The sequence below is a fragment of the Arthrobacter globiformis genome, assembly GCF_030815865.1.
In the GTDB taxonomy this organism is placed as follows: domain Bacteria; phylum Actinomycetota; class Actinomycetes; order Actinomycetales; family Micrococcaceae; genus Arthrobacter; species Arthrobacter globiformis_B.
On the sequence record NZ_JAUSXI010000001.1, the window covers coordinates 3,419,952 to 3,445,934 of the forward strand.

The following is a 25,983-nucleotide window of genomic DNA, read 5'->3' on the forward strand; positions in this document are numbered from 1 at the left end:
GGCTGTCGCCTCGATTCTGTCATTCCAAGGGCGCGGAGTTCTGCCAGAATACTCCCGACGGTGGGCAAGCGGGATGACCTGAGCATAACCGGAGCGATGGAAATGGAGGACCCCATGGAGGATCGCCCAATGCCGGGAAACAGCCTCGCCGCCACACCCGTTGGAACAGGATGTCTGGAGTGCCTCAGCGATGACGGCCCGGGATGTTGGCTATATCTGCGCCCACGCGGCCACATCGGATACTGCGATTCATCACCCTCACAGCATGCCAGTGCCCACACGTACCGTCTCCCGGGGCATCCCCCGCCACTCATCCCGGTTCCGGGTCAACGACGGGGCCATCGTTTTAGCCGTCCACCCTCTAGCTCGACGTCTGCCGGTCCCGGAATAGCCAGGCACGAGCCTTGGGCATTACCACCCCGCTGGGGCGTGCGGAAGGAGGGGTTCGGTCCTTCCTGGAACCGGCAATCGGCAACATCGCGGCAGCTGGCGAGCTCTCCCATCAGTGACTTCTTGTTCCGGAGGTTCACAGGTGGGATCCGGTGGCGCTGCCGTCGTCAAAGTTATTCCATGCCGTTGTCTTGGGCTTCGAGGTGTTTGGCCATGGCTTCCATGGCTTGGTTCCAGCGGGCTGTCAGGGCATGCCGGCTAAGCGGTTCGAACATGCTGCTAAATACCTTTTCAACTGCATCGTATGCGGCGTCTCTGGCCCGTTCCTGCGCCGCCGGGCTGTAGTAGTTCATACCGGTTATTCGACGCCGAAGCAGGCGAAGATGCCCTGTCAGGGCCCTTTAATGCCCCATAGTCGGGTAATGGGATCGCACAATGTTTATCCCTGGCCGCGAGTACCTTGTATGAGCCGAAAAAAGAGGTGTCGTGCCAGCGTCTCGATCTCGCCCCTGCGCAATGTCCTGGAGTCTCTCCGAAGCGGGCCACCAGAGCATGGGCTTCGGCGACCCTGTGAACATGCGTCCCTTTGTGGTGGGATTACGTCATCGAACACGGCACGAAAAGCAACAGGAGGAACATCGTGAGCAACCCCGGAACTGAAGGACAGCCCCACGGCAAGCCCAAGGACCCTGAAGCTGAAAACCCGAACACCCAACCCGAGGAAGACCGCCCCATTACGGAAGACCCGGACGGCACACCGGTTGAGAACCCGTCGGGAGGCTGAATCCCCCGCACCTGCGTAGTCGCTCAGGTCACTGGAGCAGGAACCAACACCGAGGCGGGTAGTGGTCCGACATCCGCCAGCAGATTTCGTTGCGGCTCAGGCCAGGGATCGGCGATGAACAGTGGCGACGTTTTCTTCGACGAATAGCCGTTCCCTAGGGCGACCGCAGCAGGTCAAGCACAGCTGGCAGGGTTGTCACCCCGTCTTCTGCCATGAAGTGTCCTGCTCCTGGGTGAACCTGCAGCTGTGCGTCGAGGCGCTTGGCTAGGTCATCTGATACTGCCGGTGGTACGAAGGGGTCCGTATCGGAGCGGATTACTGTTCGCTCAGCAATGCTGCCTGCTACCCGTTCAGCGTCGACGTCAGTTGCGAGGTAGCCATTGAGTTCCGGCAATGCTTCCAGTGGTTTAGTGAAGCCCGCTACCAGCACAAGACCGCCGAGCTCCCATGGCTCCGGAAGGGCAGCCAACACGCGCAGTGCAGTGATCACACCAAGGGAATGCGCCACGACCACCGTTCTCGCATTGGGCACTCCAAGTGCAGCACTGACAGCGTTCTCCCAAGCTGCCGTTTCAGGAGCATCCGGGGCAGGGAGAGGGACGACTGTGACGCCTATGCCTTCGGCTTGGAGTGCGTTTTGGAGCCAAGGGAACCAGTGTGCGTCCGGTGCGGCTTCGTACCCGTGGACGATGACGACGCGCTGGACGGATCGAGTCGGGCGGTTGTCGGATGTTGCTTTCATACGCAAAGACCCTAAACGGTCCATCTGCCTTAAGCGCCCTTCAAGATGGGTGGTTGCCCACAGGCGTCATCTCATCTAACCGGTCGGGTGCTTCCAGGCATATTGTGAGGTGTCGCCGCGGCGCCCTTCGCTGTAGGACCTCTGTGGTCGTTCAGATCCTCCGCCGGGAAAAAATCCCCCGCCTTCCGCCCGTTGTGGCGGCGAACACTCCCAGTGCGATGACGGATCCCAGGATGGCCAGTAGCCAGGTACGGAGGTTGAAGAAACTTCCGAGGCCGCCGCCAAAGATCAGCGAGCCGATCCACCCGCCGAGGATCGCTCCGACAACGCCAAGGAGCAGGGTTACCAGCCACCCGCCGCCCTGCCGGCCGGGAAGGATGGCCTTCGCGATGGCTCCCGCGATCAGGCCGAGAATGAGAAATCCGAGGATTCCCATGGCGCGCTTCTTTCTTGTCAGCTGGCTGCAGGCCGGTTATCACCGGTCATACTCTGAGTATGATCAGCGTGCTTAGCATCTGACAAGCATCCATGATTGGACGATTCCACAGTAGAAGCGATCAGGACCATGGGAGAGCACCAGCTGCGCCGACTGTCTGTCATCGACGGCCATGACCTGGTCGGTATCGTCACGCAGGCAGACATCGCCCGGAACAACCACGAAGACCGCGTTCGGGGAGCTCGTAGAACTCATTTCGTTCTACTAGGCGCGGCGCGCTCCATCACTGCGCGATGCTGAAGAAGCTCTTCGGATCGTCGGCGCCGAGTAGGTCGTGATGGAACACGATGGCATCCATCGGCCGGGTGTCCTGGAGCGCGAGGTCAAAACTACGACGAACGCAGCCTAACGCTGTTGCCCTCGCCAAAGTGCCACGAGCCTGCGTTCGGTTTCGCGGCCCAGGCCGGCCTTGCGCTCCCTGTCCAAGCCACGCTGGCGCTCATCCTCCAGGGTTGCAAGAAGCGTTTCCTGCCACGGGCGCAGGGACAAGCCGCGTTCCCGCGCAGCCCGGTTTGACCGCGTCGCGTGTCCCCCGTAGTCCGGTGGCAGCCACAGAGGAAGCGAGTCGGGCCCGGCCCAATATTGAACGCCTTGGGCATGAAGCCACCCAGGGTCAGCCCATACAGGCTCCTCCTGCATACCCGCCTCAGCCTGCGCACCCCCGTCGGCCGTCGCCCGGGCCGCTCGTTGCGACTCGGCAAGGTACTCACCGAACGGCACAACGTCTCCCAGCGCATTGTAGGCGCCCGTCAGTCCGGCTTCGGCCGCTTGGATGATCCAGGCGGCAAGGTCCCGGACATCGATGATCTGGGTCGCGGCGCCGGGTATGTCCGGGACCAGGACCGGGTCCGTGGTGGCCGTCGCAAAGCGGGCAGGCCAGTATCCGTAGCGGTCCGAAACGTCTCCCGGACCTCCGATGAGCCCTGCCCGAACAATGTGGGCCTTGTCCCCCACCTGGCCAAGGGTCAGTTGCTCGATTGCCGATTTCGATTCACCATAGGTCTCGGGAGTGCCCGCTTCGCCCTCGGGCAAGGGTTCAAGGAGTGCGGCGGCCTCATCGGCGCCGGGAACCGAATGGTCCGCGTAAACGGAGCAACTCGAGACGAACGTCCAATGCGCGGCGCCGGCCCCCAGTAATCCCAACGCGTCCCGAGCCTGCACAGGATCCTGTGACACCTCAACTACCGAGTCCCAGCCGCCGTCGAGTTCCGCGTAGGCCGCGGCACCCAAGGCGCGGTCGGCACGGACCCAGGCAACTCCGTCGGGTGGGTTCGCGGACGTGCCGCGCGCAAGACAGGTGACATTGTGCCCGGAGGCAACCGCCTGCCGCGCGATTTCTGCTGACAGGAAGGCAGTACCACCGAGGACTAGGATGCGCATACGGCCACGCTACGTCGCTTGGGTTGATAGTGTGCAGGGTGTTTCGCGTCACGCGAACACGGGCCGACCACAAGGAGAAATTGGACAAAAGCGCGGAACCCAATGACCAAACACCAACCCGCCCCTGCCCTCAATGAGCACCGGGGCTTCCTACCCTGTGGCGGGACCGTGAGAAAAACGGTGGGTACGGCGTGGCCTGACCGTCCCGGTACTCTTACGCGGGCTGTCATGTAGTCGCCGATTCCCCGTCGTCCTTGAGTTCGCCGGCAGCGACGTGCTCGGCGGTGCGCCGGTAGGCCTCGGCGATATAGTCCTCGAGGTCGTTGGCCCCGATGCGCCACACGCCCGGCCGCCGACCTGGATGCCGCGAAGCTCGCCGCTCCTGATCAGTGACCGGATGAGGCTTTGCTTCACGTTCAGCTCTTCAGCGGCCTGGTCAATGGTCAGGAATCGGTGCTTCTTCGGTTCGTCGGACACCGGACCATCCTATGTGCAGGGGGCGCTCTCATCGGGCGCTCTGGAGAATGCTTGAAGGCCGACAGAACACTGCTGGAACCGTGGCCACAAAACCGAGACCGGAAGAGTTTTAGCGCGCGCTCCTGAACCTCGTGGCGAAGTCCGCGGCGGCAAACCCCGGGTCGGCGCGGGCCGGGACTCCGATCAGCTGCTGATGGTTCGGTGTCATGGAGCTCAGACCAGCTGCCTAGCTGCATCGGCGGGTTAGCACGGGGTGCGCCTAGTCGAAGTGCACAGCGTTCCACTCAAGGATTCGTGGAACGGCGAGCCCCTCGAGAATGAACGGATCACCGGCGACAAAGCGCTCAGCATCCTCGCGCGAGGTGAGGATGGCTATCGACGCACCGGCCGGATCCATTGTTTGGAACCGGCCCAGCGCGAGGAGCCCGCCGCCGCCGGCTTGGAACGCTTCATAGTAGGCCTTGTGGCGGGGGAACGTTTCAAGAACGCGCGGCAGATCGATGCCTTCGCTGAGGCTATACATCACGACGAATTCCATGTGGCCGCTCCTAGCTCCCACTCCATCTGACGATGCCGAGACTGTATCAGTTGAAGCACCGCTACTCTATGGCTGTGGCCAAAGGGGCAGGCAATGACGGTAACAAGTACGTGTGGCAGTCCTGCCCGCCAGACTCGCTCGACGGCATGCCGCCGAAACGGAGGCTCCTGGCTGGCTGGGCAATCTTCTGGCTCATCCTGCTGGGTGGACTGATGGGGATCTGCCGCCGAAGCAGCCGGCATTGCGCAACCGTGGCGTTCACTGCTTGCGGCCGGCGTACTGGCCGCCGTCTTCGTTCCCCTGATCCGCGGAGCTGTCCTGGAGACCACGCAGCTTCGCACGGAGGGGATCGACCTTCCTAGTGGATACCCGGCCACCCGGAAAACAGTGATCACCAGTACGGTCCTGGCCGGCTTTCTCTGGGTCCTCTTCGCCGTAACCGTAGCCATCGGCCAGCCAGTGGTCCCACTGCTGCCGATGGCGGCCACCATCTGGCTGGCGTACCTAATCCGCCGCTGGAGGGCCGGCACCCACTGACGAGACCACTATCCGGCGATGACAGGGCGGTTTCTAACTAACGTCAGGGGTCTCATTCGAAGGTAACAGCTTCTCGATTTAGCCCTCGAAGGCTACCCACGGCCCAACTGAACGACGACTCGCGACACTGGATCCTGCCTGAACCGCGGTCGTCCTCTAAGGCGTGGGGAGCGTGCCGTTTAGCGCCCCTGAAGCAGACAGTTCACCGAACTGGCCTAACGGGCACGGTTGCTGCCGAAGCAGCAAACGCAACAGGTCAGGGAACCTTAAACCCGCTAAGTGACCGGCATACGGGCACCCTTTTTGTGGCAGGCGGCCTGTTCCTTACTTGGCCAGCTCTCCGATGGGTCGGCGTGACAGTGGTCAGGGCTTCGAAAAATATAAGCAACTAATGGTTGCGTAAAAAGTCGGCCTGCGATATGTTGATCTGCAACCAAACGTTGCAGAAAGCGGGAAGCTCATGGAATTTGGAAGCATCGAGCGAGAGATCTACGTCGACGCGTCTCCAGAGATCGTCTTCGAGGTAATCAGCAGTCCAGAGCATATTAGGGAGTGGTGGAACGGCGCGGAGACCGATATATCGGCGACCCCGGGCGCGGTCGCCGAGATCGCATGGGGCAGGGATACAGCAGAGCCGCACATCCAGCCGCTCACGGTTGTCGACGCAGAACCGCCTCGCTTGTTCTCGTTCCGGTGGGTCTACGATGATGCAGCCGTGGCGACCCCTGCCAACTCGTTGCTGGTGACCTTCGAGCTCGTGCCGTCCGGCACGGGCACGAAGGTCCAACTGAAAGAGACGGGCTTCCGAGAGAAGGGATGGGAGATCGCGGTTCTCGAAGCGGCATACGCCGACCATGTTCGGGGTTGGGACATCTTCGTGCCCAGCCTCGGCGACTACATCAACAGGTTGGTGTCGGCGCCATGAGCGTCGCAGTGGACGACGACCTTTGGTCAGCGATCGGGGACCCCACCCGGCGCCGGATGCTCGACATCTTGCTCGCCGAGGGCGCCGGCACGCCCACTACTCTCAGTGAGCGGTTGCCGGTGACGCGTCAGGCTGTCTCGAAGCACTTGGTGATCCTGGATCGCGTCGGCCTGGTCCATGTCACCCCTTCCGGGCGCGAGAAGCGCTACCAGGTTGACGAGGCCCAGCTCGCCCGCGCGGCCGCCCAACTAGCGGACGTCGGGTCGACCTGGGACGCCCGCCTGCGGCGCATCAAGCGGATCGCCGAAGCGATTCAGCGCGCCCAGGAAAAGTAAACAAGCTATATACGAGAAGAGGAATCGACATGGTGGACATACTCCATAGAGTCGGGATGAAGTCGGCGTCAGTGGATGAGGTGTACGCGGCCCTGACCACGCTCGAAGGCCTGTCGGGCTGGTGGGCGACTGACACAAAGGGCCGGGCCGAGGTCGGAGGGACCCTAGAGTTCCGGTTCGAGCCCGGCGGTTTCGACGTGAAGGTGCTCGAAGTGAATCCTTCCCGGAGCGTGCTCTGGGAGGTTACCGACGGGCCCGCCGAATGGATCGGCACGACGGTGCGGTGGGACCTCAAACAGGAAGGCGACTACGCGATCGTCCTGTTCGCCCACAAGGGTTGGAGGGAGCCCGTCGAGTTCATGTACCACTGCAGCACTAAGTGGGCGACGTTCCTGGTGAGCCTAAAGCAACTCGTCGAGACGGGCACCGGCGCACCCGAGCCGTACGACCTCAAGATCTCCAATTGGCACTGACCGGGTTGAAGAGATCGCAAATAACGAGGATCCATAAAACTCCTAAACGGGCTCAACCGCAGGGCTTAGGCAAGGAGCGCAATACGAGACTGTTGGAAGTCAACTGCAGAAAGCGGCATGCAAAACCCCGGTCAAGCGGCCAACATGCTCCACGCTTCGGTTTTCGGTTTTCGGTTTAGGAGAGCGTGAGCGGTCGCTGACAGGTGCGCTAGGTGCCCAACGCGAGGTAGTTGCCTAGAGCCTGGAGCAGGCCCCGGGTGCCCTTCTCACGGACGTCGCTGTCAGCCCAGAACTGGTCGAAGAAGACACCGTGCTCGACGTGGGTGAATCGGGTGCCCTCGTCGATCGGGTCGAACTCCAACGACGCCACTGACGTCGACGTGTGGATCCCGTCGAGCCACATGTCGTACGTCGTGACGATGCGGTTGTACTCGACAATGTCGGTGTATGTGGCCTCGTACCGAGAGACTGGACCGTTGTGAAATTTGCCCTCAGCTATGTCCCGTCCGCCGACCCGGAAGTCGAAGGCCCAGTCGCGGGTCTCCATGCTGTTGCCGCCGCCCCACCAGCACAGCTTCTGCTTCTCGTCAGCGAACGCGTCCCAAACGCGCTCCACAGATGCTGGGTAATCGCGGGTCAGGGTAAAACCAGAGCGGGCGAGTCGTCGTTGGATCGTCATGAGTACGTTTCTATCGCGTCAGAGTGACGTGGATCGTGCCGCTTTCGGCCACTTCCGTCGTTACCTGGTGGGTCAGCTCGAAGGCGCGCAGGTCATCCCACAGCCGGTTGCCCCGGCCGAGGAAAATCGGGGCCACTGTGAGGTGCAAGTCATCGACCAGGCCAGCGCGCAGGAAGTCACGGGCGGTGCTGTAGCCACCGCCCACTTGTACGTCCAGGTCACCGGCGGCCCCGACCGCCTCCGCGAGCACGTCCTCAATTGGGGTGCTGCGGAAGTGGAACGTAGTCCCGCCCTCCATCGGGATCGACGGACGCGGTGCGGTGTGGGTGAGGACGTAGACCGGGGTTCCGAACGACGGCTTGTCACCCCACCAGCCTTTCCAGTCCGGGTCGTCTGGAAATGCGTGGATGCCGAACATGCCGGCCCCCATGATCTCGGAACCGACGCCCTCGAAGAACGCGACAGCGTATCGATCATCGACGCCGGTCGTTCCAGCGCCGCTGGTCTCACCGAATACCTTCTCCCGGAACGTTCGGGTTGCAGCGTACGCCTCCGTTAGGCGTCCCCAATCGCTGCCCATCGGATCGTTGGGCGTCGGGTTGGCTGGCGTATATCCGTCCAATGAGGTGAACAGGTTTATGCGAACGCGGGTCATATCAGCTTTCCTTCGGGTTAGTGAGGGTGAGGTGGATGCCAAGCCGGTCGGCGTGGTGTTCTGCGGGTGTTCGCTGCTCGCCGAGCCACAGGTGCAGAACGTCGAGGGCACCTGGGCGCAGGCTCACGGTGCGGACACGTCCAAGTTTTTCCGACGTGACCACTCCCGCGTTCTCGAGGACGCGCAAGTGCTGCATGAGCGACGGCAACGCCATCTCGAAAGGTTCCGCGAGTTCGGACACGACCGCTGGGGACTTCGCCAATCGCTCCACGAGGGCTCGGCGTGTGGGATCCGCGAGAGCACGGAGCACGTAGTCGAGCTCTTCGTAATACTTAGGCACAAACCTAAGTGTTGGGATGGAGGAAGAGTTTGTCAATCAATTCACGCAAAAGAGCGTTGGCTCTGTGTCCGTGTGTGTTCCACATCGATACGTGGCCCTTCTCCAGTAGCTTGGCATCATTACTGCAGAGGATGGTCTCTGTCCCTGCACCACCTTGACCTCCAACTGAATGGAGCACTGCAATGGCCAAGACAAAAGAACCGGGAAGCGTCCTGACTGTCGTTTCGCCCGACGGTACGCGCCTTAGCGTCGAACGCCTCGGGACTGGTCCGAGCCTGGTACTGGTTGACGGCGCGTTCTGCGGCCGATCGTTCGGGCCTGCCCGTGAACTCGCCACCGAATTGGCAGATTCCTTCAGGGTTTATTTCTACGACCGGCGCGGTCGCGGTCAGAGCGGGGAAGTGATGCCTTACGCAATGGAACGGGAGATTGAGGATTTACAGGCAATACTGGGCCAGGCCGGTCCGGATTCCTACGTCTATGGGATCTCCTCCGGTGCGGCCCTTGCCCTGGAAGCCGCAGCGGCGGGTGCGAAAATCCGGCGCCTTGTCACCTACGAAGCCCCCTACACCGGTTCCGGCAACGACCAGGGCGCACGGACTGATCACCGGGAACACCTTGAAAGTCTGATTCAGGAAGGGAAGCGGGGTGCGGCAGTGTCATACTTCCTCGTGAAGATGATCGGGTTGCCGGCATTTGTCCCGCTCGTGATTCGCCTCAGGCCTGGAACCTGGAAGAAGCAGACTGCCGCTGCCAACACGCTGCCCTATGAGACTTATGTAACGAACAACTTTGTGGCTCCATTGGAAAAGTTTCGCCAGATCACTCTTCCGACACTTGTCATGGTCGGAGGGAAGGCCGCAGCTCCGATGTCAGACGCACAAACGGCTATCGCGGCCGCTATACCGGGAAGCGAACTCCGGATGTTGGAAGGGCAAACGCATCAGGCAGCGGCGGCTGCAATAGCGCCCCAGCTCAAGGAATTCTTTACGGCCGACTCGGCCTAGGGGCGGATCCGTTAGTGTCTGACTGCATGGGCTGCACCAGAAGCATTGGCCTTGTCCGGGCGGTGGGAGGCAGCCGTGCCGGTTTAGTCCTCCGGGAGCTCAGAGAAGGCTTCCTTTGTGTCGCGATACCAGCCCATTGCTGCCAGCGGCCTGCGCCAGCGCTTTTTCATCGCATCGTGCGCCGGCTTATGCGTAGTATCACCAGCCTGGACTGCGTCGCGGACGTGGCGGTCCTGGGCCTTAATCACCACATCGGCGTTCTCCCCGCGGAACTTTAGGTCGCACGGGCCACCGAGCTGGCTGCAGGTCATCGTCTTCATGGTTTCCATCCTCCTGGTGCTGAGGTGTGCGCTCTTTCGGGCGTGTCAGCGCCTTTTAATCCGATGACGAACAACAAGGAAGAAATTTGACTGATCGAGCCAAGCTACAGTTTGTCCCACCCAAATACAACGGTTGTCTCTCTACCACCGTTTTTGACGTATGACCGCCAGGATACCGTGATGCCTGAGGACTTTTGAGGATAGCGAACTCATGCCTGGTGAAGGATCCGCATGTGCCCGTTGAAGGATCCTTTTTGGGGGAAGCCCGGGCCCTTGGAGGTTTGCGGCGGGTGGTCTACTCACCGCCTTCGTGCTGACTATCGAGATCGCTAAATGGCGCGCCCGGAATAGCCGACACGGAGAGCAGGAGCGCGTGTTAGGCGATCACTGATCAGTCCAGGATGGTGAAGAGACGACCTCTCATCGTCCGCACACGTCCAGGAATCGCCGACGGCATCAAGAAGCCAACCATCTGCATTCAGCTTGTGAGTCCCTTTAGAGGTTCTACTGAGGGACATCCCGCCAATTTTCTGCTGATTAAGAACAACGTCAAATACCGCTGCGATTCAAAGTCCTCTTTCGCGATGTCAAGCGGCGGTCGGACGGGCGCTTGTTACCGTGGACTAATGACTTCCGTGGAGCTGCGTTGGACAACTGAACTCACCCCTATCGACTACATAGGTATGGCGGCCCTTTTCGACAGCGAATACGTTGACGTGTGGGGACCGTGGACTCCAAAGCGGGGTTACGGCTATGCCCGTGGGGAACTCCATGCCCTCGCCAGGAGTGATGGACAGCTGGTAGGTTACGCCGCGACTGCCAGGAGATTCATCGGCGTCGGCCAAACCGAAGTCCTGATTGCTGGAACCGGGGGCGTCGTCACTCGGCAGGACTCCCGCGGAACAGGTATCGGCGGTGAAGTTCTTTCGGCCTTACAAGATGCAGCCGCCAGTTTTGCTCAGCTGATTATGGCTTTCTCGGCTGCAGCGAGGAAGTCGTGCCCTTCTATGAGGCCTGTGGGTACACCCGCCTTCAGCTGCCGGTCGTCGATATTTCTCCCTTGGATGCCATGACGGTCGTGAAGAGCGATGGCCCGACGATGGTGTGCCCGGGGACTCGGAGCATCGATACATGGCCTAAAGGCCTCATCGATATGCGTGGGCTTCCCTGGTAACCCTTGCCTGCAGCGATTCGAACTGCCGGTGAGAGCGCGATCCGTGCTAGACCTCGAAAGTCGCCCGTTCAGGTTCGGCTGCCGACCCAAATGACTCAATGCCCTAGGGGCCATAGCCCGGCTGGCCAGCCTTCGTCGGGTGCACCAGCAGGTCGATAAGCAAGCCCAGATCACTGCTACTTTGCCAGTGCCCTACTGTTAGGGGCTCACCGAATGGTGCCGGCCGAGACGCCATTCGAGGCCGTCCACCTCGATGCTCACGACCGTACCGGGACGAAACAGTCGACGCCGGTGTTCGATACGCGCTTCACCTTGAAGGTAGGCGCGCATGGCGCGGCAAAGTTTTCGAAGGTCTTCTGCCTTTTCCTGCTCCCCGTCGTCGTAGTCGAAGACGATGGTTTGCACGTTCAGCTCGGGAATGAAAGCGTCCATCCAATCGTAGGTAACACGGATGATTGCCGTGCGGTGCTGTTCGTGCCGACTGGTTATGCGGACCGCGTGCCCAAACGGATAGTCACTGGAAGTGTCATCTTCCACGATAAAGTTCTGGTCGAACACCTCCGCGACGACTCGATTAAGCATGGCTTTGATGTCGATGGTCACGGTGACAGTTTCGCACGAGGCCTTTAGTGGCCAGAGGGATCCCGCTGAGGGTTCGGCTAATACAACATGGTTTCGTTGCTGGCTTGTGGACACCGGTTTGTCCCTGATCGAGCAGGGAGTAGGTACTAGTTCAAATCTACAGTTTTCCGGCCTCCGGCATTAGTCTGTCCGCTAGGAGACTCATCGAGATCCGGAGCGCCTCATGGACGAACCCAGTGCCGCCTTCACCGTCGCATTCCCCGAGGCTAGGAAAACCCGAGCAGTCAGCACACTAGCGTCAATTTTCTTCTTCGTTTTTTGGGTCCTCTGGGGCATCGACCTGTTCGGGCCACCAGAGCTTCCGGACCTGCCGTGGTGGACCATCGGACTAATCCCTTTGGCACTTTTCCTAGGATGTTCGATTTACCTATGGCGGAAGCAGAAAGAGCTTGCAACCCTCATCAATCAGCGATTCGCAGAAGAGTTCGTCGCACACACCGAGGATGCCTATCCGCAGGATGTTGACATCTTGAAGGTGCAACGGTCCATAGCCGTCAGGAGGGATGACGGTTCTACATTTCTCTGGGGCGTTGAGCGGAAAAAGGATGCCTTCAACGTGTTTCCTATGAAGTGAAAGGAACGTTTCTCCGATGCGCACCAGCGAGGCGCGTCAGCTTCCCCTTGGAGGTAGCGCGGAGCGCCTCCTCTTGGTCTAGACCTCGGAAAGCGCTCCGCTGGAGTGTTGCTCAAATGGTGAGACGGCGGCTTCCTTGCCTATGTTCCGGGAGCTTCCCACGGGTCGGGTGACCAATAGGCATCTGTCATATTGAATTCGGACCTCCCAAACCTCCCTAGCGCAATCTCGAGCTCTTCCCACGTCTCGGCGGACACCTGACCAACGGCGGACCGAAGAAACGACTCGAGCCTGTGTCGGTCGAACTCGGCGACAACCACTGCCCGTGCCCGGAGATGCACGACTGGAAGTTCAGCCGCTGCGTCAGTTCCTCTATCGTTGTCACGGCTACCTCGAACCGCAGCACCGCAATGTGCCCAGGCGATGTCACGTACATTTCCAAAAGGGTCGGGAAGTTGGGCACGACGGTGTCATCCTCGACGTCGGTCCACTGGAACTGTTTTACTTCCGCGAACATGCCTTTAAGACCCTGTCCAAGTTTGGGTGGATACCGGGATGGTACTCGACGGAGAGCACCGGACCGGCGTCTCAGGGAAGGCCTCGAGGGCCGTCGGCGCTACCTGCGCGATCGCTCAGTCTCGGTCGGTCGACTGCGTTCTCCGTGGCTGGGCAGCATTCTCGCGCTGGATAGCTCGGAGGTCGTTGGCGAGTGCTGTGATTCTGGGCGTCGGGGGTGGTGGTGCCTCCTTGCTGTCGCCGAACCACTTGTGGCAGACAGCGGCGACTACCTCCGGGGTGATGACTTCACCCTTTGCGATTAGACGCGTGAAGTCTTCGATTTCGGGGTTGTATTCGTCAGGAGGTGCATCGTCCAGGATTCCGAGAAGGTCATGTGCGTTGACACACATCGTGACCGCACGGCGCAGGCGTCGGTAGTCCTGAGTTCTGGCGTTCATTCCGTCATTCTAGGAAAATGCGAATGGATGGTGGCGTGATTCATCGCCCATACCTCTGAGACCGTCCCGGCAGAGGTTCCCCTCCGGGCCGCAGCGCCCGCAGTAAATGTTCTGCTTCCTTTACTCTTCTGGGAACTCTCGGACAATGCCGGTAGGAAAAGCACGCAGCAATTTCCGTCTGAGTTTCTTGCTGTCTTTCCAGTCATCGGTGTGGACCTCGGTGCTTCTTCCGCGCCGATCCATCAGGGAGATACCGCCGCAGCTGCGGTCGCCTACGAGGACAACGTCGGCCAGCTTGATCGACTTCGTTTTTCCTGAGTCCAGCTTCAGCAGGTGGGTTTCTGTCAGCGTCAAGGCTGCCCCGGATGTCTTGCTTCGCCATTTCCGGTGCCCCTCGGAGGACTCCTGCAGCTTTAGGTCACCTGTGCCGTTGTGGCGCTGCCAGATGTCATAGGAGTCCAAGGTTAGGTCCAGTGCAGCCACGTCGGCTTTGCGGACCTTGATGTCTTTGTCCACGGCAACGATGAGTGATTCCAGGGACGTCATCAGTGTGGCCGTTGCTTCGGGTCCGGTTATCGAGGCGGCTGCATCGAGCAGTGCCTGCCGGGTTGGAGTGGCTCGTCCAAGAAGGCCGTTGACTGCCACCTGGATGACGTAGTCGGAGGCGACGTTATCGTCCCACGTGACCAAGGCCTGGAGGGCCCTGTGGGCGGCCTGAACCGCGTCCTCGGTGAAGCCCTCCGCGGCAACGTCACGGACAGCAGCCACGCTGGCCTGCAAAGCAGCGGCGGTGTTGGCCGCGACCGGGTCAAGGATGAGATCGAGTTGGCAGCAGTCATCATCGATCTGCGTTGTGAGAATCACGATCGAGTAGATGATGCCGCGGGCGTGCCGAAGCCGTGCGAGCAGCTCATATCTCAGGGCCTCTCCAAGGAACGTGGAATTCCTCAAGGGGACCAAGAAGGACAGTGCAACACCGCTCTTCTGTGACCAGACCAAAGTTGGCGCTGTGATGACGGGGCTCGGTTGGTGCCGGGTGACAGCGGCGCCCTGCGGAAGACGAATGTCCAGGGAGTCGGGTACGGGCCCGGTGAAGGTGACGGCAGCATTCTCTGCCGTAAACCATCGCTGGGCCCATTCGATCGCTTCGGCCCGGCTGACGCCTGCAAGTGTCGGGGAACCAAAGTGCCCTGCACCGAGTCCGTTCGTTCCGAACCGGTAGGTCAGCAGGCCGCCGGACACCGTACTGAATCCGTGGGGGTTTTCCGCTTCAAGGATCGATTTTTCCAGCGCGAGATCTTCCTCGCTCACAGCCGTAAAACCTGAGAGAGCGGCGGCGATGGCATTGAGATAGCCGGCAACGGCATCGGCGTCGCCACAGGCATAGAACTCAACCGAGTCCATCTGGACTGTGCCGCCGTGCCACAAAGTCACCGGTTGCACCAGACGGAGAACGGCGTGCTCGACCAGATGAGTGATGCCAGCAAGCGTCACTGGTTCATTGCGGAACCCGACTCCAAAGATGAGCGACCCGGTAAACATACCGCCCCGGTCGACCGAATACGACGGAATGCCGCTATGCGAACTCCTAGTCACCATCTGCCTCATGAGTCACAGTCTCCCAGACGCCAGCGCGACCCGAGACGGACCGGCAGACCCAGCACCCGGTGTCCTTGGAGGCCCGGGTACGGCAATCAGTCCCGCATGCGGTTCCATCACGGACAGGACGGGACAGGACAGGAAACGTGACTTATCTGCCCAGCGCGGTTCACCTGCCTTGTAGAAGCTCGCTTACGATGCAGGGATGGCAGACGACGGACCATGGGAAAGTTACGACCGGGACAAACTACCCAAGGGGTGGGCCTACCCGCTGGGCCGGGATGAGGTCAAGGCAGCCTTGGTGGCTGCAGGCGTAGGTCTGGGCAGCCTCTCCTTCAGCCGGACTTACCCGAATGAGTCAGACGGCATCTGCGTTCTGCAGGTGTTCTGGCCATCGGATTCGCGAGCGAAGTACTTCGGCAGCCGAGATCCTGACATTAGCCCTTTGACGGTGTGGGTCGGAGCCGTTCCCTCGGAATTGCGTAACCATATCGGCCAGCAACTTCGGGATAATTGGCTGGAACGAGCAGTCGTTTGGGCACGTCAGGCGCTAAATAGAGGCAACGTCTGGACGGCGACAGACCATTGGTGGAGTCTCATGCACAAGCCCGATGGCAGGCTGATCCTGGAAGACACGTAGGCAACGTTCTGTCCCTCTGGGCGTTCCCCGAAAGGATGAAGTGCCAAGTTGACCATGGCCAAGTGGGTCATGGAGAACCACCCCGATATTGAGGTCCGCCAGTAGCGCCACAAGTGGGCCGGGCTAGTCTGACTGGATTTCCACCGTCGTGGCACCGCAAACGAGCTGCAGCCCGTTGGCGGTTTCCAGCCCGCAGTCCTGGTCTTTGACCCGCGGCCAGCCGGCGATCTCAGGGGCACTCCGGACCCTCTTGTAGCGCAACTCGTCGTGCCCGGTGTAGATGTCGACCATGTCCCCGTCGAAGCCGTCCTGCGTGATGAGGACAGCCTGGCCGTCCGCTGACTGAACCTTCACGACGTCGCCGATGCCGGCAGCACCCAGGTAAGCGAACAGCAGGACGAGGGTCAGATAGGGCACGGCCGCCGCGGCCGCCATCCCCGTGGTCCAGCCGATGGCGCGCCGCAGCCACGTCCGGGAATCCTGCTAATCAAGGCCGGCAGCAGGAGCATTATGCCCGCCGCGCCAGTCAGGATCACCAGGATCATGAGTCCGCTGCCGATGTTGGACGCTGGCGCACCGACGTAGAGGAGCAGTCGCTGGCTGGTGGCGGCGCGGTCGGCTTCAAGGACCGCATGCGCACCAAGCGCTGCCAGGGCGGCTGCAGCCAAAAGAGCGATACCCCAGATCTCACGGCGCTTCATAGGCTGCCGGTCGTGACCGAAGTCCGGCTTCCCGCCCTTGCCCGGGCATCCTCTATCGCCTGTGTCACCGCGACGTGGATGACCTCCAGAAGCCGGCAGCCAGCATCACCAGCAGAGTTTCCAGTGCCAGGACAAACTCGAAGACCCCGTCAAGGGAGTCCTCCTTCCACTCTGGCGGCACCGACCGACTCGCTTGGGCTGCAAGCAGAAAGAACACCAGGGCCGTCAACGAGAGCCCGCCGAAGAGGATCCAACGGGTGTAGCGGTAGGCCCTGTGGCGGGCGGTGCCCAGACCTACGTGCACGAGCCAGAGGACCCCCGCAATGACAGGCACGGCGAGGAAGGGGTTCACCTGCACGTCCTGCACTTTCTGTACGTGTTCACCACTTGTATTTCTTCCGGGATGCGTTCACGGATCCGCCGCCGCGGACGTCAGCCTTGGTTCCGGGCTTCGTCGATTTCGTCTTCGGCCACAACCTGGTTTGCGATCAGGTCGACCCGGTCGGCAGCTGTAAGGCTCTCATCGTTTTGGATCGCCTCGACGTCCTTGCCGTCAACCTCTTCCGATGGGTCCGGTCGTCGTCGGCGCCGAGCAGGTCGTGATGGAACACGATGGCATCCACCGGCCGGGTGTCCACGAACAGGACCGCGACCTCGCAGGAATGGACGACGGTGTACCGGACGGGCCCGTCCAGCCAGGAGTGGATGCCGGTGCACTCCTCGACGAAGAACCCGCCGCCGAGCAGTCCCCGCTCCTCGAGCAGGCCGTAGACAACATTCCAGGCGAGATCCATCAGTTCATGGATAGCCGCTTCAACCGTTGGAGCTGTCATGGCTCCATGCTCCTCCTGGGGGTGGGACAGGATTGCGGACCCGTGCCGCGTGTTGCTGAACTCCCACCGGCTGTAGTCGAAGCGCCGGCAGTGGCGACCGTCCGACGCGATCAGAAGCGGCCGTCGTAGCTTTCCCTGATTGCCAGAGCGGTGAACTTCCATCCGGGCAATAATGTCGCTCAAGTCGTGTTCCGGGGATGCTCTATCCAGCCGGCGAACCACCTTCATTTCAGCTTCCATTGACGCGGCCATCCGGTCCGCTTAGTCGATCAGCTCCCGAATCTTCTCGGCGGGAAGGTCAGGTGGCTCGGGATAGGCGATGATCTCCTCCGTGCGGCCAGTGTGCCTGGGGCAGTTCCGATTAGCGGAGGGAAAGATTCCGATGAACCAGAACGAGGCGAGCGCGAAGACCGAGAAGAACGGGATCAGGCAGCCCGGCACCGGTAGCTCACCCGCGCGGATGCCGGTAGGCTTCGGGCATGGGGTTCCTTGGGGGGAAACTGGCCGGCTGCATGGCATTGTTGCTGGTCTTTGCCAGCTCGGCAGAGGTCTTGAGCGCCTGCGCATACACGGACGACGAAGCCGCCGCGCCACCTGCGACTTCCCGGGCTGCCCCGCCTCCCCCGCCGACGGCCGACCCCGCGTTGGCCGAGAAACAGGCAAGCAACGAAGTACAACTGGACCGGATCCTCGGCCCCAGACCCTCTGACCTCGTCTTGGGCGGCTCGGGCGGACTAGGGAGTGACGGGCACCGCACCTCGCTGCCTGGCATACCTCAGGGACGCTACAAGGTGACCTCTGCGTGTGTCGGCATCACGGATGCAGCCCTCCTCATTGCGCAGCCGGACCGGCGAGGAGGATCAACCCACGAACTCGCGCTCAAGTGTGGAACAGTCAGTACCATGACCGTGAACCTCGTGGCCGGTCAGGTCCTCACCCATCTCGTGCCCATGACCACCGAGCCGGGCGGCGCAGCCGTCGCCGGCTTCTGGATGGTCCCGGCGCCGTAGACGGAGTCACATCCGGCAAGCACTTTCAGAAGGGAGACACGCGTGCGCTTCAAACATCTTTTTCACCCTAAGACCAAGGCCTCAGGCAGCCCCGCACCCGAACTTTCCGGCCGGTGCGGGGCGAATGCCCCGCTGGCGAAGACCGGGGACCTGCAGGAGGCCTGGGCTGAACTGACCGAAGCCGCCCAGGGCTCCAAGGTGATGAGCTTCCACGCCTACACCCGCACCGGAACGCCATGGGCCCAAGATCCGGCTGCCGTCCGCGCTGTGGCCGCCATACTCCGTGAATTCCCCGCGGACGGCCAACACACTACCTAGGCGACATCCCGAGAGTTCTTGTCGCAACGCCGAGACCCTGTTCAGGCGCGTCAAGTACCGGTTATTGGCCGCAGTAGACCGTTACCGCAGCGTCCTTAGCAACATCTCCCGCAGCCCGTCGATCTCGGCGATAGGTCGTATCATCGCAACCAGGACAGGATCGACAAACAGCCCCGCCCCCGTTTGGTTATTTGTTAGGAGCTCACATGCCCAGGAGACCGTACAACTGGCAACCGGGCTTTGTGGCCGGCAGGGGCTCCGTTCTTCTGAGCGGAGCTGGCTGCAGCCTGTATTTCGCCGAGGTTTACCCCTTTGGTTTTTGGGTTCAGATTAGTGTCAGGTTTAAGGGCCCGTTGACACTCGAGCAGCAGCGGGACATCGATCGCCAGGTCGGCGCCTATCTGCGGAGTTCTCCGGTCGATGGCCCTCAACTATCTGTTGATCAACATAACTCCGGGCGGTCCACTGCTGAAATTGTCACGCATGAGGGGCACAACAACTTCTGGACCATCTCATATTGGGTTGATCACGACGTCGCCGCAGGAGCGTTGTCGGTGGTGTTCACCTGGACGGATCAGGATATTGAAACGACGTTCTCAGTGACGGGCGAAGACGTCGATTCCGCCCTGAGTGATGCGACAGAGCTCTGGAAGACATCATCCGTGGAGTACACCACATTCTGAGCAGGTGGCATTAGAGCCGCTAGCCGGAAGCGCTGCGAGTTACTGATCTAGCTGGATTTCCTAGCGCCCTGTTTGCTCGTGGCCAAGAATGTCGCGACTCCGAGAAGCAAGGAAGTAGGGAGAACAGCTGGCAACGGGATGTTTCCATTCAATCAGGCGAGAAATAGCGAAAGTGCCGCAACCATAAGGCCCGCGAGCATGGCGAACGTCCTGACCCTCATTGTTTTCCCCATGCTTGGACCATAGGGTGTTCCCGGCCAGTTGTCCGGAGCTGCCATCGCTTACATGAACGACCTCTGAGGTCGCGGACCATAGACCAGAACACCACCAGCGTGTCAGCTACTGAGCTTCGGATTCCCCGTCGTCCTGGAGGTCGCCGGCGGCGACGCGCTCCGCGATCCGCCGGTAGGCCTCGGCGATGTAGTCCTCGAGGTCGTTGGCCCCGATGCGCCATACGCCCCGGCCGCCGACCTGGACGCCGCGAAGCTCACCGCTCCTGATCAGTGACCGGATGAGGCTTTGCTTCACATTCAGCTCTTCAGCGGCCTGATCGATGGTCAGGAATCGGTGCTTGTTGGGTTCATCGGACACCGGACCATCCTATGTGCGGGTGCGCTCTCATCGGGCGCTCATAGTATCCACGGTCCCAGCTAGCCCTCGCTCAAAACCTCTCGGCGAGCAGGTCCGGACTAGCGGGAGAAGCTGCCAACTCGACTCTCCTCTTGTCGGTGTTGAGCGTGATCAATGCTGACCACGGGGCCTTTGCGGGCCCGCCCATGACCCGCAGCTGCGAGTAAGTTTCGATGGGCCCCACCAAGCGACCAGTCACCCCAGTCTTGGCTTGGAACAGGAGCCGCCCGGGTTCTGCTTTCGCATATCCGATGGCCCATCTTTGCTTGAGCGCGGACCCGACCTCCCGATGGGCGCATTCAAAAAGCCCCGTTCCGCGTCCAGCGCCGCACGCCGCCTCTTGATCGGAATGACAGGCAGTGCGACCAAGACCGACAAGGCAGCGACGGCCAAAGCGGTAATGACCAGTGAGAGCCAATATCCCACTTTGTCGTTCAAGGGATAGAGCACCGGTACGAGCAGTGCCACTGTCAGCATGGTGAAAACATTTGCGTCGTAGGCCTTTTCTATCCAGCCCCTGGGCGTCGGCTCCAGGCTTGGTTCCATCATCGACAGTGCCTGACCATCCTGATATATGGCGCTACTCTAAGCCCTCACGTCGGGGCGCCCTAGGGGGATGCAGGCACGGCTGGCAGGATGGGTGGCGTGGCGACGACGAGACGGAACCGGGCACCAAACGCCGAATGGGTGCTGATGTACCGCGGCGGGCTCTCCCGCGGACAGATCGCGAACCTAGTTGGAGCAGCACCAAAGAACGTCGCCTACCACCTTGCTATTGCCCGAGCCGCCGACCGGTGCTGCAGGACGCGCACGAGTCGTCCGCTGCCCTGAAAACCACACATGCAGCGACAGCACAGGGCCTGGAGCGGATGCGGCAGCTGGTGGCCATGGTCCAGGAGACGGGCCGCTATCCGTCCCGACCGCGGAAAGCACGTCAGAGCGGAGCTTGGCTGCATGGCTGCAGCGGCGCCGCGAAGACGCCCGGGCGGGACACTCGCGCCCGCGTACCGGGACGGGCTTGCCATGCTTCCGGGCTGGCAGACTCCCCCCCCCGCGGACGGAAGCGGACGAAGGGCGGTGGCAGGACCGGCTCGAGGCACTGGTCGCCTGCCGGGACGCCGGCAACGACTGGCCCCGCCACAAGGTCACTGTGGCGGGCCTGGAGCACGACCTCGGTGTGTGGCTGCACTCCCAGCGGGCCAAACTGCACCGCGGCGAACTGGAGGGGGCCAAGGAGCAAGCGCTGGATGAGGCATTGCCGGGCTGGCGGGACGGACGGCAGCGGGGCAGGAAGCCGCGCGAGAACGGCGCAGCAGCTTCCATAAGCTTGGGCAAAGCTTGAAGGCGCCCTGCTGTCTCCCCCATATGCGGGGTAAAACGCACTTCAGCTCTCAGGAAGAACCCCGAATTTCATAGCATCAGGGGCGCACACTGATCTCGTCCCTGAAGCTGAAGTGGCCGCGCACCCAAGCTTCAGAACGCCGGGTCCGGAACGCACTCCCCCCAGAGCGCCGGGCCCGGCGGACACCCTTTCCTGCATCCGGACCACGAGTCCAATGCGCCCACGGCAGCCGAGATGAGCGCTCACGCCTGCCCGCGCAGTCGAAGCGAGAAGATCCATGCACGATGAAGCTTGAAACTGGCTGGGCGCGCTCGACCACTCCGCGAAGGTCACAGGCATCGTGCCAGCCGCCAGCGTCCTCGGAGGACCCTCCAGGATCATGGCCTCCTGACTGGACCTCCGGTACACGGATAGGGTGCCCAAGTGCCTATGCAGGATCCGGAGTCGGCTGCCCTTGCCTTCCGGCGCGTATCCCGTTACCGGCGATAACTGGCAAATGGAGAAAGGGTCACAAACGTCTTTCGACGGCCTTGAAATGCGCCCCGGATTTACGCTTCCGTGATCGGTTTCCCGGCGATTTAACGGTTGCACGAAGAACCGGAAACATCCCTCGTTTCGGGCTTTTGGCGCTCCTACGCTGGAGTGATCCAATCACTCACCCGAAAGGGGTACCCACATGAAAAAAGTAAGTGCCTGGCTGACAGCCATCATCATGACACTCGGGCTGGGCCTGCTGGTTCCGGGGGCCGCCTCCGCAACGCCTTCCTACTGCGGACTGGCTTGGGGCTCACTTGCCAAGTCCAACCAGGCCATGAGCGCGGCATCAGTAACCAATGTGCGCTCGGGAAAGTACTACTGCTTCGACCGCCTGGTAATCGACATCAAGGGGAAGGCAACCGGCTACAACGTCCGCTACGTCTCGAAGGTTGTACAGGACGGGTCCGGGCTGCCCATCAAGTTGAGGGGCGGCGCGTTCCTGCAGGTCACCGCCCACTCGCCCAGCTATGACAGCGCCACGGGCAAGGCCACCTTCGTGCCGGCCAGCCGCTCCGAGGTGACCAACGTTTCGAAGTACCAGACGTTCCGGCAGGTTGCCTGGGCAGGCAGCTTCGAGGGCCGCACCACCCTGGGCCTCGGTGTCCGCGCCCGGCTGCCGTTCAAGGTCTTCACCCTTGCCGGTCCCGGCAACGGATCCAGGCTCGTCATTGACGTTGCCCACCAATGGTGACAGCTACAGCCAGATAAGAAGCGGTGCCCCGCTCCCAAGGGGAGGCGGGGCACCGCTTTGCCTGCCCCGTGTGGCGATGCATCCTTGACCGCTCAAGGTTCCTCTAACGGACCGACTTCCAGGCAGCGAGTGGGAAATCTGGGACACTGACCAGATGGAACTCCGCGAACGGTTTGACTGGCGCGGACGACGGATCGCGTGGGGATGCAAAGGCTCAGGCCCGGCAGTTGTTTTCTGCCACGGCACTCCATGGTCGTCTGTCTTATGGGCTCCCTTCGCCGATGCCCTGAGCGACGACTTCACGGTCTATATCTGGGATATGGCCGGGTATGGGGAATCCACGAAAGCCCCAGAGCACCCAGTCGATCTGGGTGTTCAAGGAGAACTCCTCCCGGATCTCCTTGACGAGTGGGGCCTCGCTGACCCGCACATCGTCGCCCACGACTACGGAGGCGCTGTCTCGCTTCGCGCGCATCTGCTCCACCAACGGAGCTTCGCGTCGCTGTGCCTGGTGGACGTCGTTGCGTTGCGCCCCTGGGGATCGCCATTCTTCAACCTCGTGAAGGACAACCCGGATGTGTTTTCGCAGCTGCCGGCGGCCGTCCACCGGGGGGCACTTGACGCCTATATTCAAGGGGCAAGCCATTACGGACTGCGTCCAGAGATGCTATCTGTCCTCATTAGGCCATGGTTGGGAGACGAAGGCCAGACGGCGTTCTACCGCCAGATCGCCCAAGCGGACGAACGATTCACGGAGCAGTTCGAAACCAAGCTGGGCGGTATCGACCTTCCGGTGCACATTATCTGGGGAGAAGAAGATACCTGGATACCAGTGGACCGCGCGACCCGAATACAAGAGTCAGTGCCCGGCGCGACGCTGAAACTCGTCGCCGGTGCCAGCCATCTCATTCACTACGACGCTCCGGTCGCGCTGTCGAATGAAGTTCGTCGGTGGCTCGCAGGCCAAGCCCTCTGAGGGTTCCCCTAATGACGTAGCCGTGGCCTGCTGTGCTCATACTACTGACCGGCATATATGCGCTGCATGGCCTGCTTCATGATGGGTGCGACCTCAGCCGGATGGACCGCCTGGGGCTCGCTCGCATAGACATCTCCGGTGATGGCAGCGCGTAGTTTCTCCCAGGCGGAGAACTGTCCGGGGAACCTTATGAACCAACGGAAACCTCCCGGGCGCTTCTCCACACCGGCATCGGCCAGGTACGAGTTGGCTCCCTCGTCCACGATCTGCCGGTCACGGGCTGTAAACGCTTCGGTGGACTCGGTGACTGTGCCGTCCTTGTCGGTCCTCGTCACGGTCACCGTCCTGGCGCTGTCATCCACTGCAGGACGGCGCCGGAGGTTCTCTGGACCGGCAGCCCAGCCGATCAGGGCGCCCCAGCCGTTCTCATCGAGTTCAGCCCAGCCTTCCCCCGGTCCACCCTCGGGCACCGACTCCCACACGCTTTGATCGCTGGCCATGCCTGCTGCCGTCAGCCGTTCTCGCGTCCGGGCAGCGGGGCGCCGTTGAGGAATGCTTCGTACTCGGCCCGTACATCCTCCTCGATTTCCGGCTGCTGGCTGCTGTACCGGACATCCGTCCGGTCCCGTTTGGGTCCGGAGATCCAGAATTCCTCGCCGGTGTCCAGGCCGTAGAAATTGGAATCGAACCCACCGTAGCGTTCCAGGGTCCGGCCACGGAAGTACGCCGTCTGCCATGACTTGGAAAACCGCAGCCTGGTGATCCAGGCAGGCCCGCGGTCTGTGTTGAAGCCGGTCTTCAGCTGGACGTACATGATCCTCTCGGGCATGGCCTCATCGTAGCGGCAGGTGCCGGCGCCGGCAGGCCGGTTTTTCTTGATGCGGTCTTGATCGTCCCCCGTGGGGTCCTTGATGCTCCCCTAGGAGACTGTTCTTACCGGCAAGGAAGCCGGTTGAACGCAGCACTGTCGACGCCCCCTTCACACGCTCGGAGCACTCCGGCATCAACAAGTGACCCCTGCACGTCCCCTCCGTCGTCTGTCGCCCCCAAGCACGCGGCGGAGGGGGCCCAACCGGAGGGCAAGGGTGCTTTGGCAGCTGCCATCGGGACCCGAGAAGGAGTAGCCAGTGCACACACTGTCCGTTGAGAGACAGAAGCCGACCCTGGACGCGCAGCACCTGCAAAAACTCTCCGAAGAGGCATCCCCGGTCATCGCAGAGTCCTTCGCGAAGGACTACGCAGCGCTCCTCCCCCGGCGGGTTGGGCGCGTCGTCCACGCGGTGAATCTCCGGGACCGAGACATGGCCAAGGATGCCTCGCTGCGCCTGAAAACAACGTCATGGCTGGCCGGGACACTGCGGATGAACCAACTGTGCCGCGAACTGGAGCGGGCCCTGGCTTTGGACGACTGGGCAGCAGCAATCTCGGTCGCGCGGAACATTGAGCTGCACCTGCCTCGCCTGCAGGATGTCCTGGCGTGCCGTCCCCGCCCCGCCCTTGCGGGGCCATAGCTCTGTCTTTCCCGCACGGCGTCGCCCGCCCGCGCTATTCCTAAATCAGGTACCGACTTCCCGGGCGCCGGTACCTCATCCGGCTTAGTGTGATGGTCGGAGTCGGCGGCGAGGGTGCGTATCGGAGACCGCGTGCACCCATCCCAGCCGCCGCCGGCTCCACTGTCCGCAAGTGGGATTGTCCGCAAGATTTTGCCGAATACGTCGCGCAGCGCGGCTCAACGGATCCAGGGCCTGGGCTCTCGGAAAATACTGCCGGCTGGCCTATGGTCTGCGGGCTACCGTCAGCAGATCGCCGACCTCGCAACCCAGCACTTCGCAGACCGCCGTCAAGGTGGAGAACCGAATTGCCTTGGCCCGGTCGTTTTTCAGCACAGACAGATTTACCAGACTGACACCGACGCGCCTGCTCAGCTCGGTCAGGGTCATGCCGCGGTCCGCCAGCAGTTCATCGAGCCGGCAGTGAATGCCTGAACCTTCCTCGGCTGGCATCAGACGAGCCCCTCGGTGTCCTGCTGAAGCCGGCCCCCGAACTGGAAGACCCCACCCACGAGCAGCAGGACGATGCCCAGCATCAAGGGGGTGGCGTTGAATTCGACGGAGAAGAGGTAGGACTCCCCCGGAACGCGGTCATTGGCGCCGACCATCTCGGCCAGGCGGCTTCTCCCTACGCCGTCGAGGAACTGGCCGATAGTTCCCACCAGGGCCAGCACCGCGCCCCCGGCAGCAACAATCCAGCCCGACCTCGGAGTAAACAGGACCTCACTTCGCAGCCTGTAGGCGAGCAGGAACAGGACGGCCAGGATCGCCAGGGCGCCGACCTGGTTCAGCCCGGCCGACCATGCCAGCGCCGCTGCCGGGCCGGAGGGAAGCACTGGGAACGTCGCCTCGAGGGACGTGTAGTGGCCCGTGGCCCCCAATGCCAGCCCTGAAGCCTTCTGATGATCCGTGGCGACAGGGAGAGTGAGCGTGACCGGCCCTGTGAAGTAGCCCAGTATCCCCGAGCCGGTAACGGCGGTCGTCAGTCCGGCCGCCAAGGCAGCCGCGATCATCACGAACAGAGCATCCGCCCTGGAGACGATCATTTT

Annotated in this window: 38 protein-coding genes and 1 pseudogene; 17 read left to right on the plus strand and 22 right to left on the minus strand. The window is 61.8% G+C overall.

The window, feature by feature from the left end; all coding sequences use genetic code 11:
- Positions 1–563 precede the first annotated feature (563 nt).
- Positions 564–743 carry a hypothetical protein gene (locus tag QFZ33_RS15760; protein WP_307028966.1) on the minus strand — a complete coding sequence of 60 codons (180 nt, stop codon included), beginning with the start codon at positions 741–743 and terminating at the stop codon, positions 564–566.
- Positions 744–1,030: 287 nt separating this feature from the next.
- Here QFZ33_RS15760 and QFZ33_RS15765 point away from each other — a divergent pair, with 287 nt between their 5' ends.
- Positions 1,031–1,174, plus strand: coding sequence for a hypothetical protein (locus QFZ33_RS15765; protein WP_214856258.1), 144 nt, complete (start codon positions 1,031–1,033; stop codon positions 1,172–1,174).
- A gap of 154 nt (positions 1,175–1,328) precedes the next feature.
- Here QFZ33_RS15765 and QFZ33_RS15770 read toward each other — a convergent pair whose 3' ends face one another.
- Together QFZ33_RS15770 and QFZ33_RS15775 are read right to left on the minus strand one after the other, a co-directional pair.
- Complete coding sequence (locus QFZ33_RS15770; RefSeq protein ID WP_307028969.1) at positions 1,329–1,916, minus strand: RBBP9/YdeN family alpha/beta hydrolase; 588 nt, start codon at positions 1,914–1,916, stop codon at positions 1,329–1,331.
- 151 nt (positions 1,917–2,067) lie between these two features.
- Positions 2,068–2,352 carry a GlsB/YeaQ/YmgE family stress response membrane protein gene (locus QFZ33_RS15775; RefSeq protein WP_307028971.1) on the minus strand — a complete coding sequence of 95 codons (285 nt, stop codon included), beginning with the start codon at positions 2,350–2,352 and terminating at the stop codon, positions 2,068–2,070.
- 129 nt (positions 2,353–2,481) lie between these two features.
- On the opposite strand from QFZ33_RS15775, the gene QFZ33_RS15780 reads away from it, so the two are divergent.
- A complete protein-coding gene (locus QFZ33_RS15780) occupies positions 2,482–2,652 on the plus strand; it encodes a hypothetical protein (protein WP_307031849.1) in 171 nt (56 codons plus the stop codon).
- A gap of 105 nt (positions 2,653–2,757) precedes the next feature.
- On the opposite strand, the gene QFZ33_RS15785 is transcribed toward QFZ33_RS15780, so the two are convergent.
- From QFZ33_RS15785 to QFZ33_RS15790, 3 genes and pseudogenes are all read right to left on the minus strand, one after another.
- Positions 2,758–3,792, minus strand: coding sequence for an epimerase (locus tag QFZ33_RS15785; protein WP_307028973.1), 1,035 nt, complete (start codon positions 3,790–3,792; stop codon positions 2,758–2,760).
- A 393-nt stretch (positions 3,793–4,185) separates the two neighbouring features.
- Positions 4,186–4,269 (minus strand): annotated as a pseudogene (locus QFZ33_RS24010) (helix-turn-helix domain-containing protein); the annotation flags it as partial.
- A 259-nt stretch (positions 4,270–4,528) separates the two neighbouring features.
- Positions 4,529–4,807, minus strand: a complete 279-nt coding sequence (locus QFZ33_RS15790) for a YciI family protein (protein ID WP_307028974.1) — start codon at positions 4,805–4,807, stop codon at positions 4,529–4,531.
- Between the two features lie 387 nt (positions 4,808–5,194).
- On the opposite strand from QFZ33_RS15790, the gene QFZ33_RS15795 reads away from it, so the two are divergent.
- The 4 genes from QFZ33_RS15795 to QFZ33_RS15810 all read left to right on the plus strand — a co-directional run bounded on the left by QFZ33_RS15795 (position 5,195) and on the right by QFZ33_RS15810 (position 7,077).
- Positions 5,195–5,344, plus strand: a complete 150-nt coding sequence (locus QFZ33_RS15795; RefSeq protein ID WP_307028976.1) for a hypothetical protein — start codon at positions 5,195–5,197, stop codon at positions 5,342–5,344.
- Positions 5,345–5,804: 460 nt separating this feature from the next.
- Positions 5,805–6,269, plus strand: coding sequence for an SRPBCC domain-containing protein (locus QFZ33_RS15800; protein ID WP_307028978.1), 465 nt, complete (start codon positions 5,805–5,807; stop codon positions 6,267–6,269).
- Positions 6,266–6,604 carry an ArsR/SmtB family transcription factor gene (locus tag QFZ33_RS15805; RefSeq protein WP_307028980.1) on the plus strand — a complete coding sequence of 113 codons (339 nt, stop codon included), beginning with the start codon at positions 6,266–6,268 and terminating at the stop codon, positions 6,602–6,604. The genes QFZ33_RS15800 and QFZ33_RS15805 overlap by 4 nt, the downstream gene beginning before the upstream one ends.
- Positions 6,605–6,633: 29 nt before the next feature.
- Positions 6,634–7,077: an SRPBCC family protein gene (locus QFZ33_RS15810; RefSeq protein ID WP_307028982.1), complete on the plus strand. Its 444-nt coding sequence runs from the start codon at positions 6,634–6,636 to the stop codon at positions 7,075–7,077.
- Positions 7,078–7,285: 208 nt separating this feature from the next.
- Here QFZ33_RS15810 and QFZ33_RS15815 read toward each other — a convergent pair whose 3' ends face one another.
- From QFZ33_RS15815 to QFZ33_RS15825, 3 genes are read right to left on the minus strand one after another with little or no spacing between them, the layout of a single operon-like run.
- Positions 7,286–7,756 carry an SRPBCC domain-containing protein gene (locus QFZ33_RS15815; protein WP_307028984.1) on the minus strand — a complete coding sequence of 157 codons (471 nt, stop codon included), beginning with the start codon at positions 7,754–7,756 and terminating at the stop codon, positions 7,286–7,288.
- Positions 7,757–7,766: 10 nt separating this feature from the next.
- Positions 7,767–8,411: a dihydrofolate reductase family protein gene (locus tag QFZ33_RS15820; RefSeq protein WP_307028986.1), complete on the minus strand. Its 645-nt coding sequence runs from the start codon at positions 8,409–8,411 to the stop codon at positions 7,767–7,769.
- A 1-nt stretch (position 8,412) separates the two neighbouring features.
- Positions 8,413–8,751, minus strand: a complete 339-nt coding sequence (locus QFZ33_RS15825; RefSeq protein ID WP_307028988.1) for an ArsR/SmtB family transcription factor — start codon at positions 8,749–8,751, stop codon at positions 8,413–8,415.
- Positions 8,752–8,933: 182 nt separating this feature from the next.
- Here QFZ33_RS15825 and QFZ33_RS15830 point away from each other — a divergent pair, with 182 nt between their 5' ends.
- A complete protein-coding gene (locus QFZ33_RS15830) occupies positions 8,934–9,758 on the plus strand; it encodes an alpha/beta fold hydrolase (RefSeq protein WP_307028990.1) in 825 nt (274 codons plus the stop codon).
- Between the two features lie 83 nt (positions 9,759–9,841).
- Here the strand turns inward: QFZ33_RS15830 and QFZ33_RS15835 are convergent, their stop codons facing one another.
- Positions 9,842–10,078 carry a hypothetical protein gene (locus tag QFZ33_RS15835; protein WP_307028992.1) on the minus strand — a complete coding sequence of 79 codons (237 nt, stop codon included), beginning with the start codon at positions 10,076–10,078 and terminating at the stop codon, positions 9,842–9,844.
- Between the two features lie 626 nt (positions 10,079–10,704).
- Between QFZ33_RS15835 and QFZ33_RS24015 the strand changes: the two genes are divergently transcribed.
- Positions 10,705–11,151, plus strand: a complete 447-nt coding sequence (locus QFZ33_RS24015; RefSeq protein WP_373427287.1) for a GNAT family N-acetyltransferase — start codon at positions 10,705–10,707, stop codon at positions 11,149–11,151.
- Between the two features lie 299 nt (positions 11,152–11,450).
- Here QFZ33_RS24015 and QFZ33_RS15840 read toward each other — a convergent pair whose 3' ends face one another.
- Positions 11,451–11,855 (minus strand): hypothetical protein, encoded by a 405-nt coding sequence (locus QFZ33_RS15840; protein WP_307028994.1) that lies wholly within the window; start codon positions 11,853–11,855, stop codon positions 11,451–11,453.
- A 202-nt stretch (positions 11,856–12,057) separates the two neighbouring features.
- Here QFZ33_RS15840 and QFZ33_RS15845 point away from each other — a divergent pair, with 202 nt between their 5' ends.
- The gene (locus QFZ33_RS15845; RefSeq protein WP_307028997.1) at positions 12,058–12,468 is read left to right on the plus strand and encodes a hypothetical protein; all 411 of its coding nucleotides are present in this window, start codon (positions 12,058–12,060) and stop codon (positions 12,466–12,468) included.
- Between the two features lie 632 nt (positions 12,469–13,100).
- On the opposite strand, the gene QFZ33_RS15850 is transcribed toward QFZ33_RS15845, so the two are convergent.
- Together QFZ33_RS15850 and QFZ33_RS15855 are read right to left on the minus strand one after the other, a co-directional pair.
- Positions 13,101–13,424 carry a hypothetical protein gene (locus QFZ33_RS15850; protein ID WP_307028999.1) on the minus strand — a complete coding sequence of 108 codons (324 nt, stop codon included), beginning with the start codon at positions 13,422–13,424 and terminating at the stop codon, positions 13,101–13,103.
- 120 nt (positions 13,425–13,544) lie between these two features.
- Positions 13,545–14,918, minus strand: a complete 1,374-nt coding sequence (locus QFZ33_RS15855) for a hypothetical protein (RefSeq protein ID WP_307029001.1) — start codon at positions 14,916–14,918, stop codon at positions 13,545–13,547.
- Between the two features lie 310 nt (positions 14,919–15,228).
- Between QFZ33_RS15855 and QFZ33_RS15860 the strand changes: the two genes are divergently transcribed.
- A complete protein-coding gene (locus QFZ33_RS15860) occupies positions 15,229–15,663 on the plus strand; it encodes a hypothetical protein (RefSeq protein ID WP_307029003.1) in 435 nt (144 codons plus the stop codon).
- 123 nt (positions 15,664–15,786) lie between these two features.
- Here the strand turns inward: QFZ33_RS15860 and QFZ33_RS15865 are convergent, their stop codons facing one another.
- The 3 genes from QFZ33_RS15865 to QFZ33_RS15875 all read right to left on the minus strand — a co-directional run bounded on the left by QFZ33_RS15865 (position 15,787) and on the right by QFZ33_RS15875 (position 17,197).
- Positions 15,787–16,098, minus strand: coding sequence for a hypothetical protein (locus QFZ33_RS15865; protein ID WP_307029005.1), 312 nt, complete (start codon positions 16,096–16,098; stop codon positions 15,787–15,789).
- A gap of 330 nt (positions 16,099–16,428) precedes the next feature.
- Complete coding sequence (locus tag QFZ33_RS15870) at positions 16,429–16,722, minus strand: hypothetical protein (RefSeq protein WP_307029007.1); 294 nt, start codon at positions 16,720–16,722, stop codon at positions 16,429–16,431.
- A gap of 130 nt (positions 16,723–16,852) precedes the next feature.
- The gene (locus tag QFZ33_RS15875) at positions 16,853–17,197 is read right to left on the minus strand and encodes a hypothetical protein (RefSeq protein ID WP_307029009.1); all 345 of its coding nucleotides are present in this window, start codon (positions 17,195–17,197) and stop codon (positions 16,853–16,855) included.
- A gap of 479 nt (positions 17,198–17,676) precedes the next feature.
- On the opposite strand from QFZ33_RS15875, the gene QFZ33_RS15880 reads away from it, so the two are divergent.
- The 3 genes from QFZ33_RS15880 to QFZ33_RS15890 all read left to right on the plus strand — a co-directional run bounded on the left by QFZ33_RS15880 (position 17,677) and on the right by QFZ33_RS15890 (position 19,208).
- Complete coding sequence (locus QFZ33_RS15880; protein ID WP_307029011.1) at positions 17,677–18,207, plus strand: hypothetical protein; 531 nt, start codon at positions 17,677–17,679, stop codon at positions 18,205–18,207.
- Positions 18,208–18,249: 42 nt separating this feature from the next.
- A complete protein-coding gene (locus QFZ33_RS15885) occupies positions 18,250–18,525 on the plus strand; it encodes a hypothetical protein (protein ID WP_307029013.1) in 276 nt (91 codons plus the stop codon).
- A gap of 206 nt (positions 18,526–18,731) precedes the next feature.
- Positions 18,732–19,208, plus strand: coding sequence for a hypothetical protein (locus tag QFZ33_RS15890; RefSeq protein WP_307029015.1), 477 nt, complete (start codon positions 18,732–18,734; stop codon positions 19,206–19,208).
- Between the two features lie 339 nt (positions 19,209–19,547).
- Here QFZ33_RS15890 and QFZ33_RS15895 read toward each other — a convergent pair whose 3' ends face one another.
- Complete coding sequence (locus QFZ33_RS15895; RefSeq protein ID WP_307029017.1) at positions 19,548–19,799, minus strand: helix-turn-helix domain-containing protein; 252 nt, start codon at positions 19,797–19,799, stop codon at positions 19,548–19,550.
- A gap of 234 nt (positions 19,800–20,033) precedes the next feature.
- Positions 20,034–20,387 carry a hypothetical protein gene (locus QFZ33_RS15900; RefSeq protein ID WP_307029019.1) on the minus strand — a complete coding sequence of 118 codons (354 nt, stop codon included), beginning with the start codon at positions 20,385–20,387 and terminating at the stop codon, positions 20,034–20,036.
- Between the two features lie 397 nt (positions 20,388–20,784).
- Between QFZ33_RS15900 and QFZ33_RS15905 the strand changes: the two genes are divergently transcribed.
- From QFZ33_RS15905 to QFZ33_RS15915, 3 genes are all read left to right on the plus strand, one after another.
- Positions 20,785–21,180 (plus strand): helicase associated domain-containing protein, encoded by a 396-nt coding sequence (locus QFZ33_RS15905; RefSeq protein ID WP_307029021.1) that lies wholly within the window; start codon positions 20,785–20,787, stop codon positions 21,178–21,180.
- A gap of 676 nt (positions 21,181–21,856) precedes the next feature.
- On the plus strand, positions 21,857–22,408 hold the full coding sequence (locus QFZ33_RS15910; protein WP_307029023.1) for an AMIN-like domain-containing (lipo)protein: 552 nt from the start codon (positions 21,857–21,859) through the stop codon (positions 22,406–22,408).
- A gap of 154 nt (positions 22,409–22,562) precedes the next feature.
- Positions 22,563–23,384, plus strand: a complete 822-nt coding sequence (locus tag QFZ33_RS15915) for an alpha/beta fold hydrolase (RefSeq protein ID WP_307029025.1) — start codon at positions 22,563–22,565, stop codon at positions 23,382–23,384.
- A 41-nt stretch (positions 23,385–23,425) separates the two neighbouring features.
- Here QFZ33_RS15915 and QFZ33_RS15920 read toward each other — a convergent pair whose 3' ends face one another.
- Both QFZ33_RS15920 and QFZ33_RS15925 read right to left on the minus strand, forming a co-directional pair.
- Positions 23,426–23,884 carry a DUF5956 family protein gene (locus QFZ33_RS15920; protein ID WP_307029027.1) on the minus strand — a complete coding sequence of 153 codons (459 nt, stop codon included), beginning with the start codon at positions 23,882–23,884 and terminating at the stop codon, positions 23,426–23,428.
- Positions 23,885–23,895: 11 nt separating this feature from the next.
- The gene (locus QFZ33_RS15925) at positions 23,896–24,213 is read right to left on the minus strand and encodes a hypothetical protein (protein WP_307029029.1); all 318 of its coding nucleotides are present in this window, start codon (positions 24,211–24,213) and stop codon (positions 23,896–23,898) included.
- Between the two features lie 298 nt (positions 24,214–24,511).
- Here QFZ33_RS15925 and QFZ33_RS15930 point away from each other — a divergent pair, with 298 nt between their 5' ends.
- On the plus strand, positions 24,512–24,895 hold the full coding sequence (locus QFZ33_RS15930) for a hypothetical protein (protein ID WP_307029030.1): 384 nt from the start codon (positions 24,512–24,514) through the stop codon (positions 24,893–24,895).
- A 264-nt stretch (positions 24,896–25,159) separates the two neighbouring features.
- Here QFZ33_RS15930 and QFZ33_RS15935 read toward each other — a convergent pair whose 3' ends face one another.
- Positions 25,160–25,387, minus strand: coding sequence for a helix-turn-helix domain-containing protein (locus QFZ33_RS15935; protein ID WP_307029032.1), 228 nt, complete (start codon positions 25,385–25,387; stop codon positions 25,160–25,162).
- The gene (locus QFZ33_RS15940; protein WP_307029034.1) at positions 25,387–25,980 is read right to left on the minus strand and encodes a hypothetical protein; all 594 of its coding nucleotides are present in this window, start codon (positions 25,978–25,980) and stop codon (positions 25,387–25,389) included. The genes QFZ33_RS15935 and QFZ33_RS15940 overlap by 1 nt, the downstream gene beginning before the upstream one ends.
- Positions 25,981–25,983: the final 3 nt, after the last annotated feature.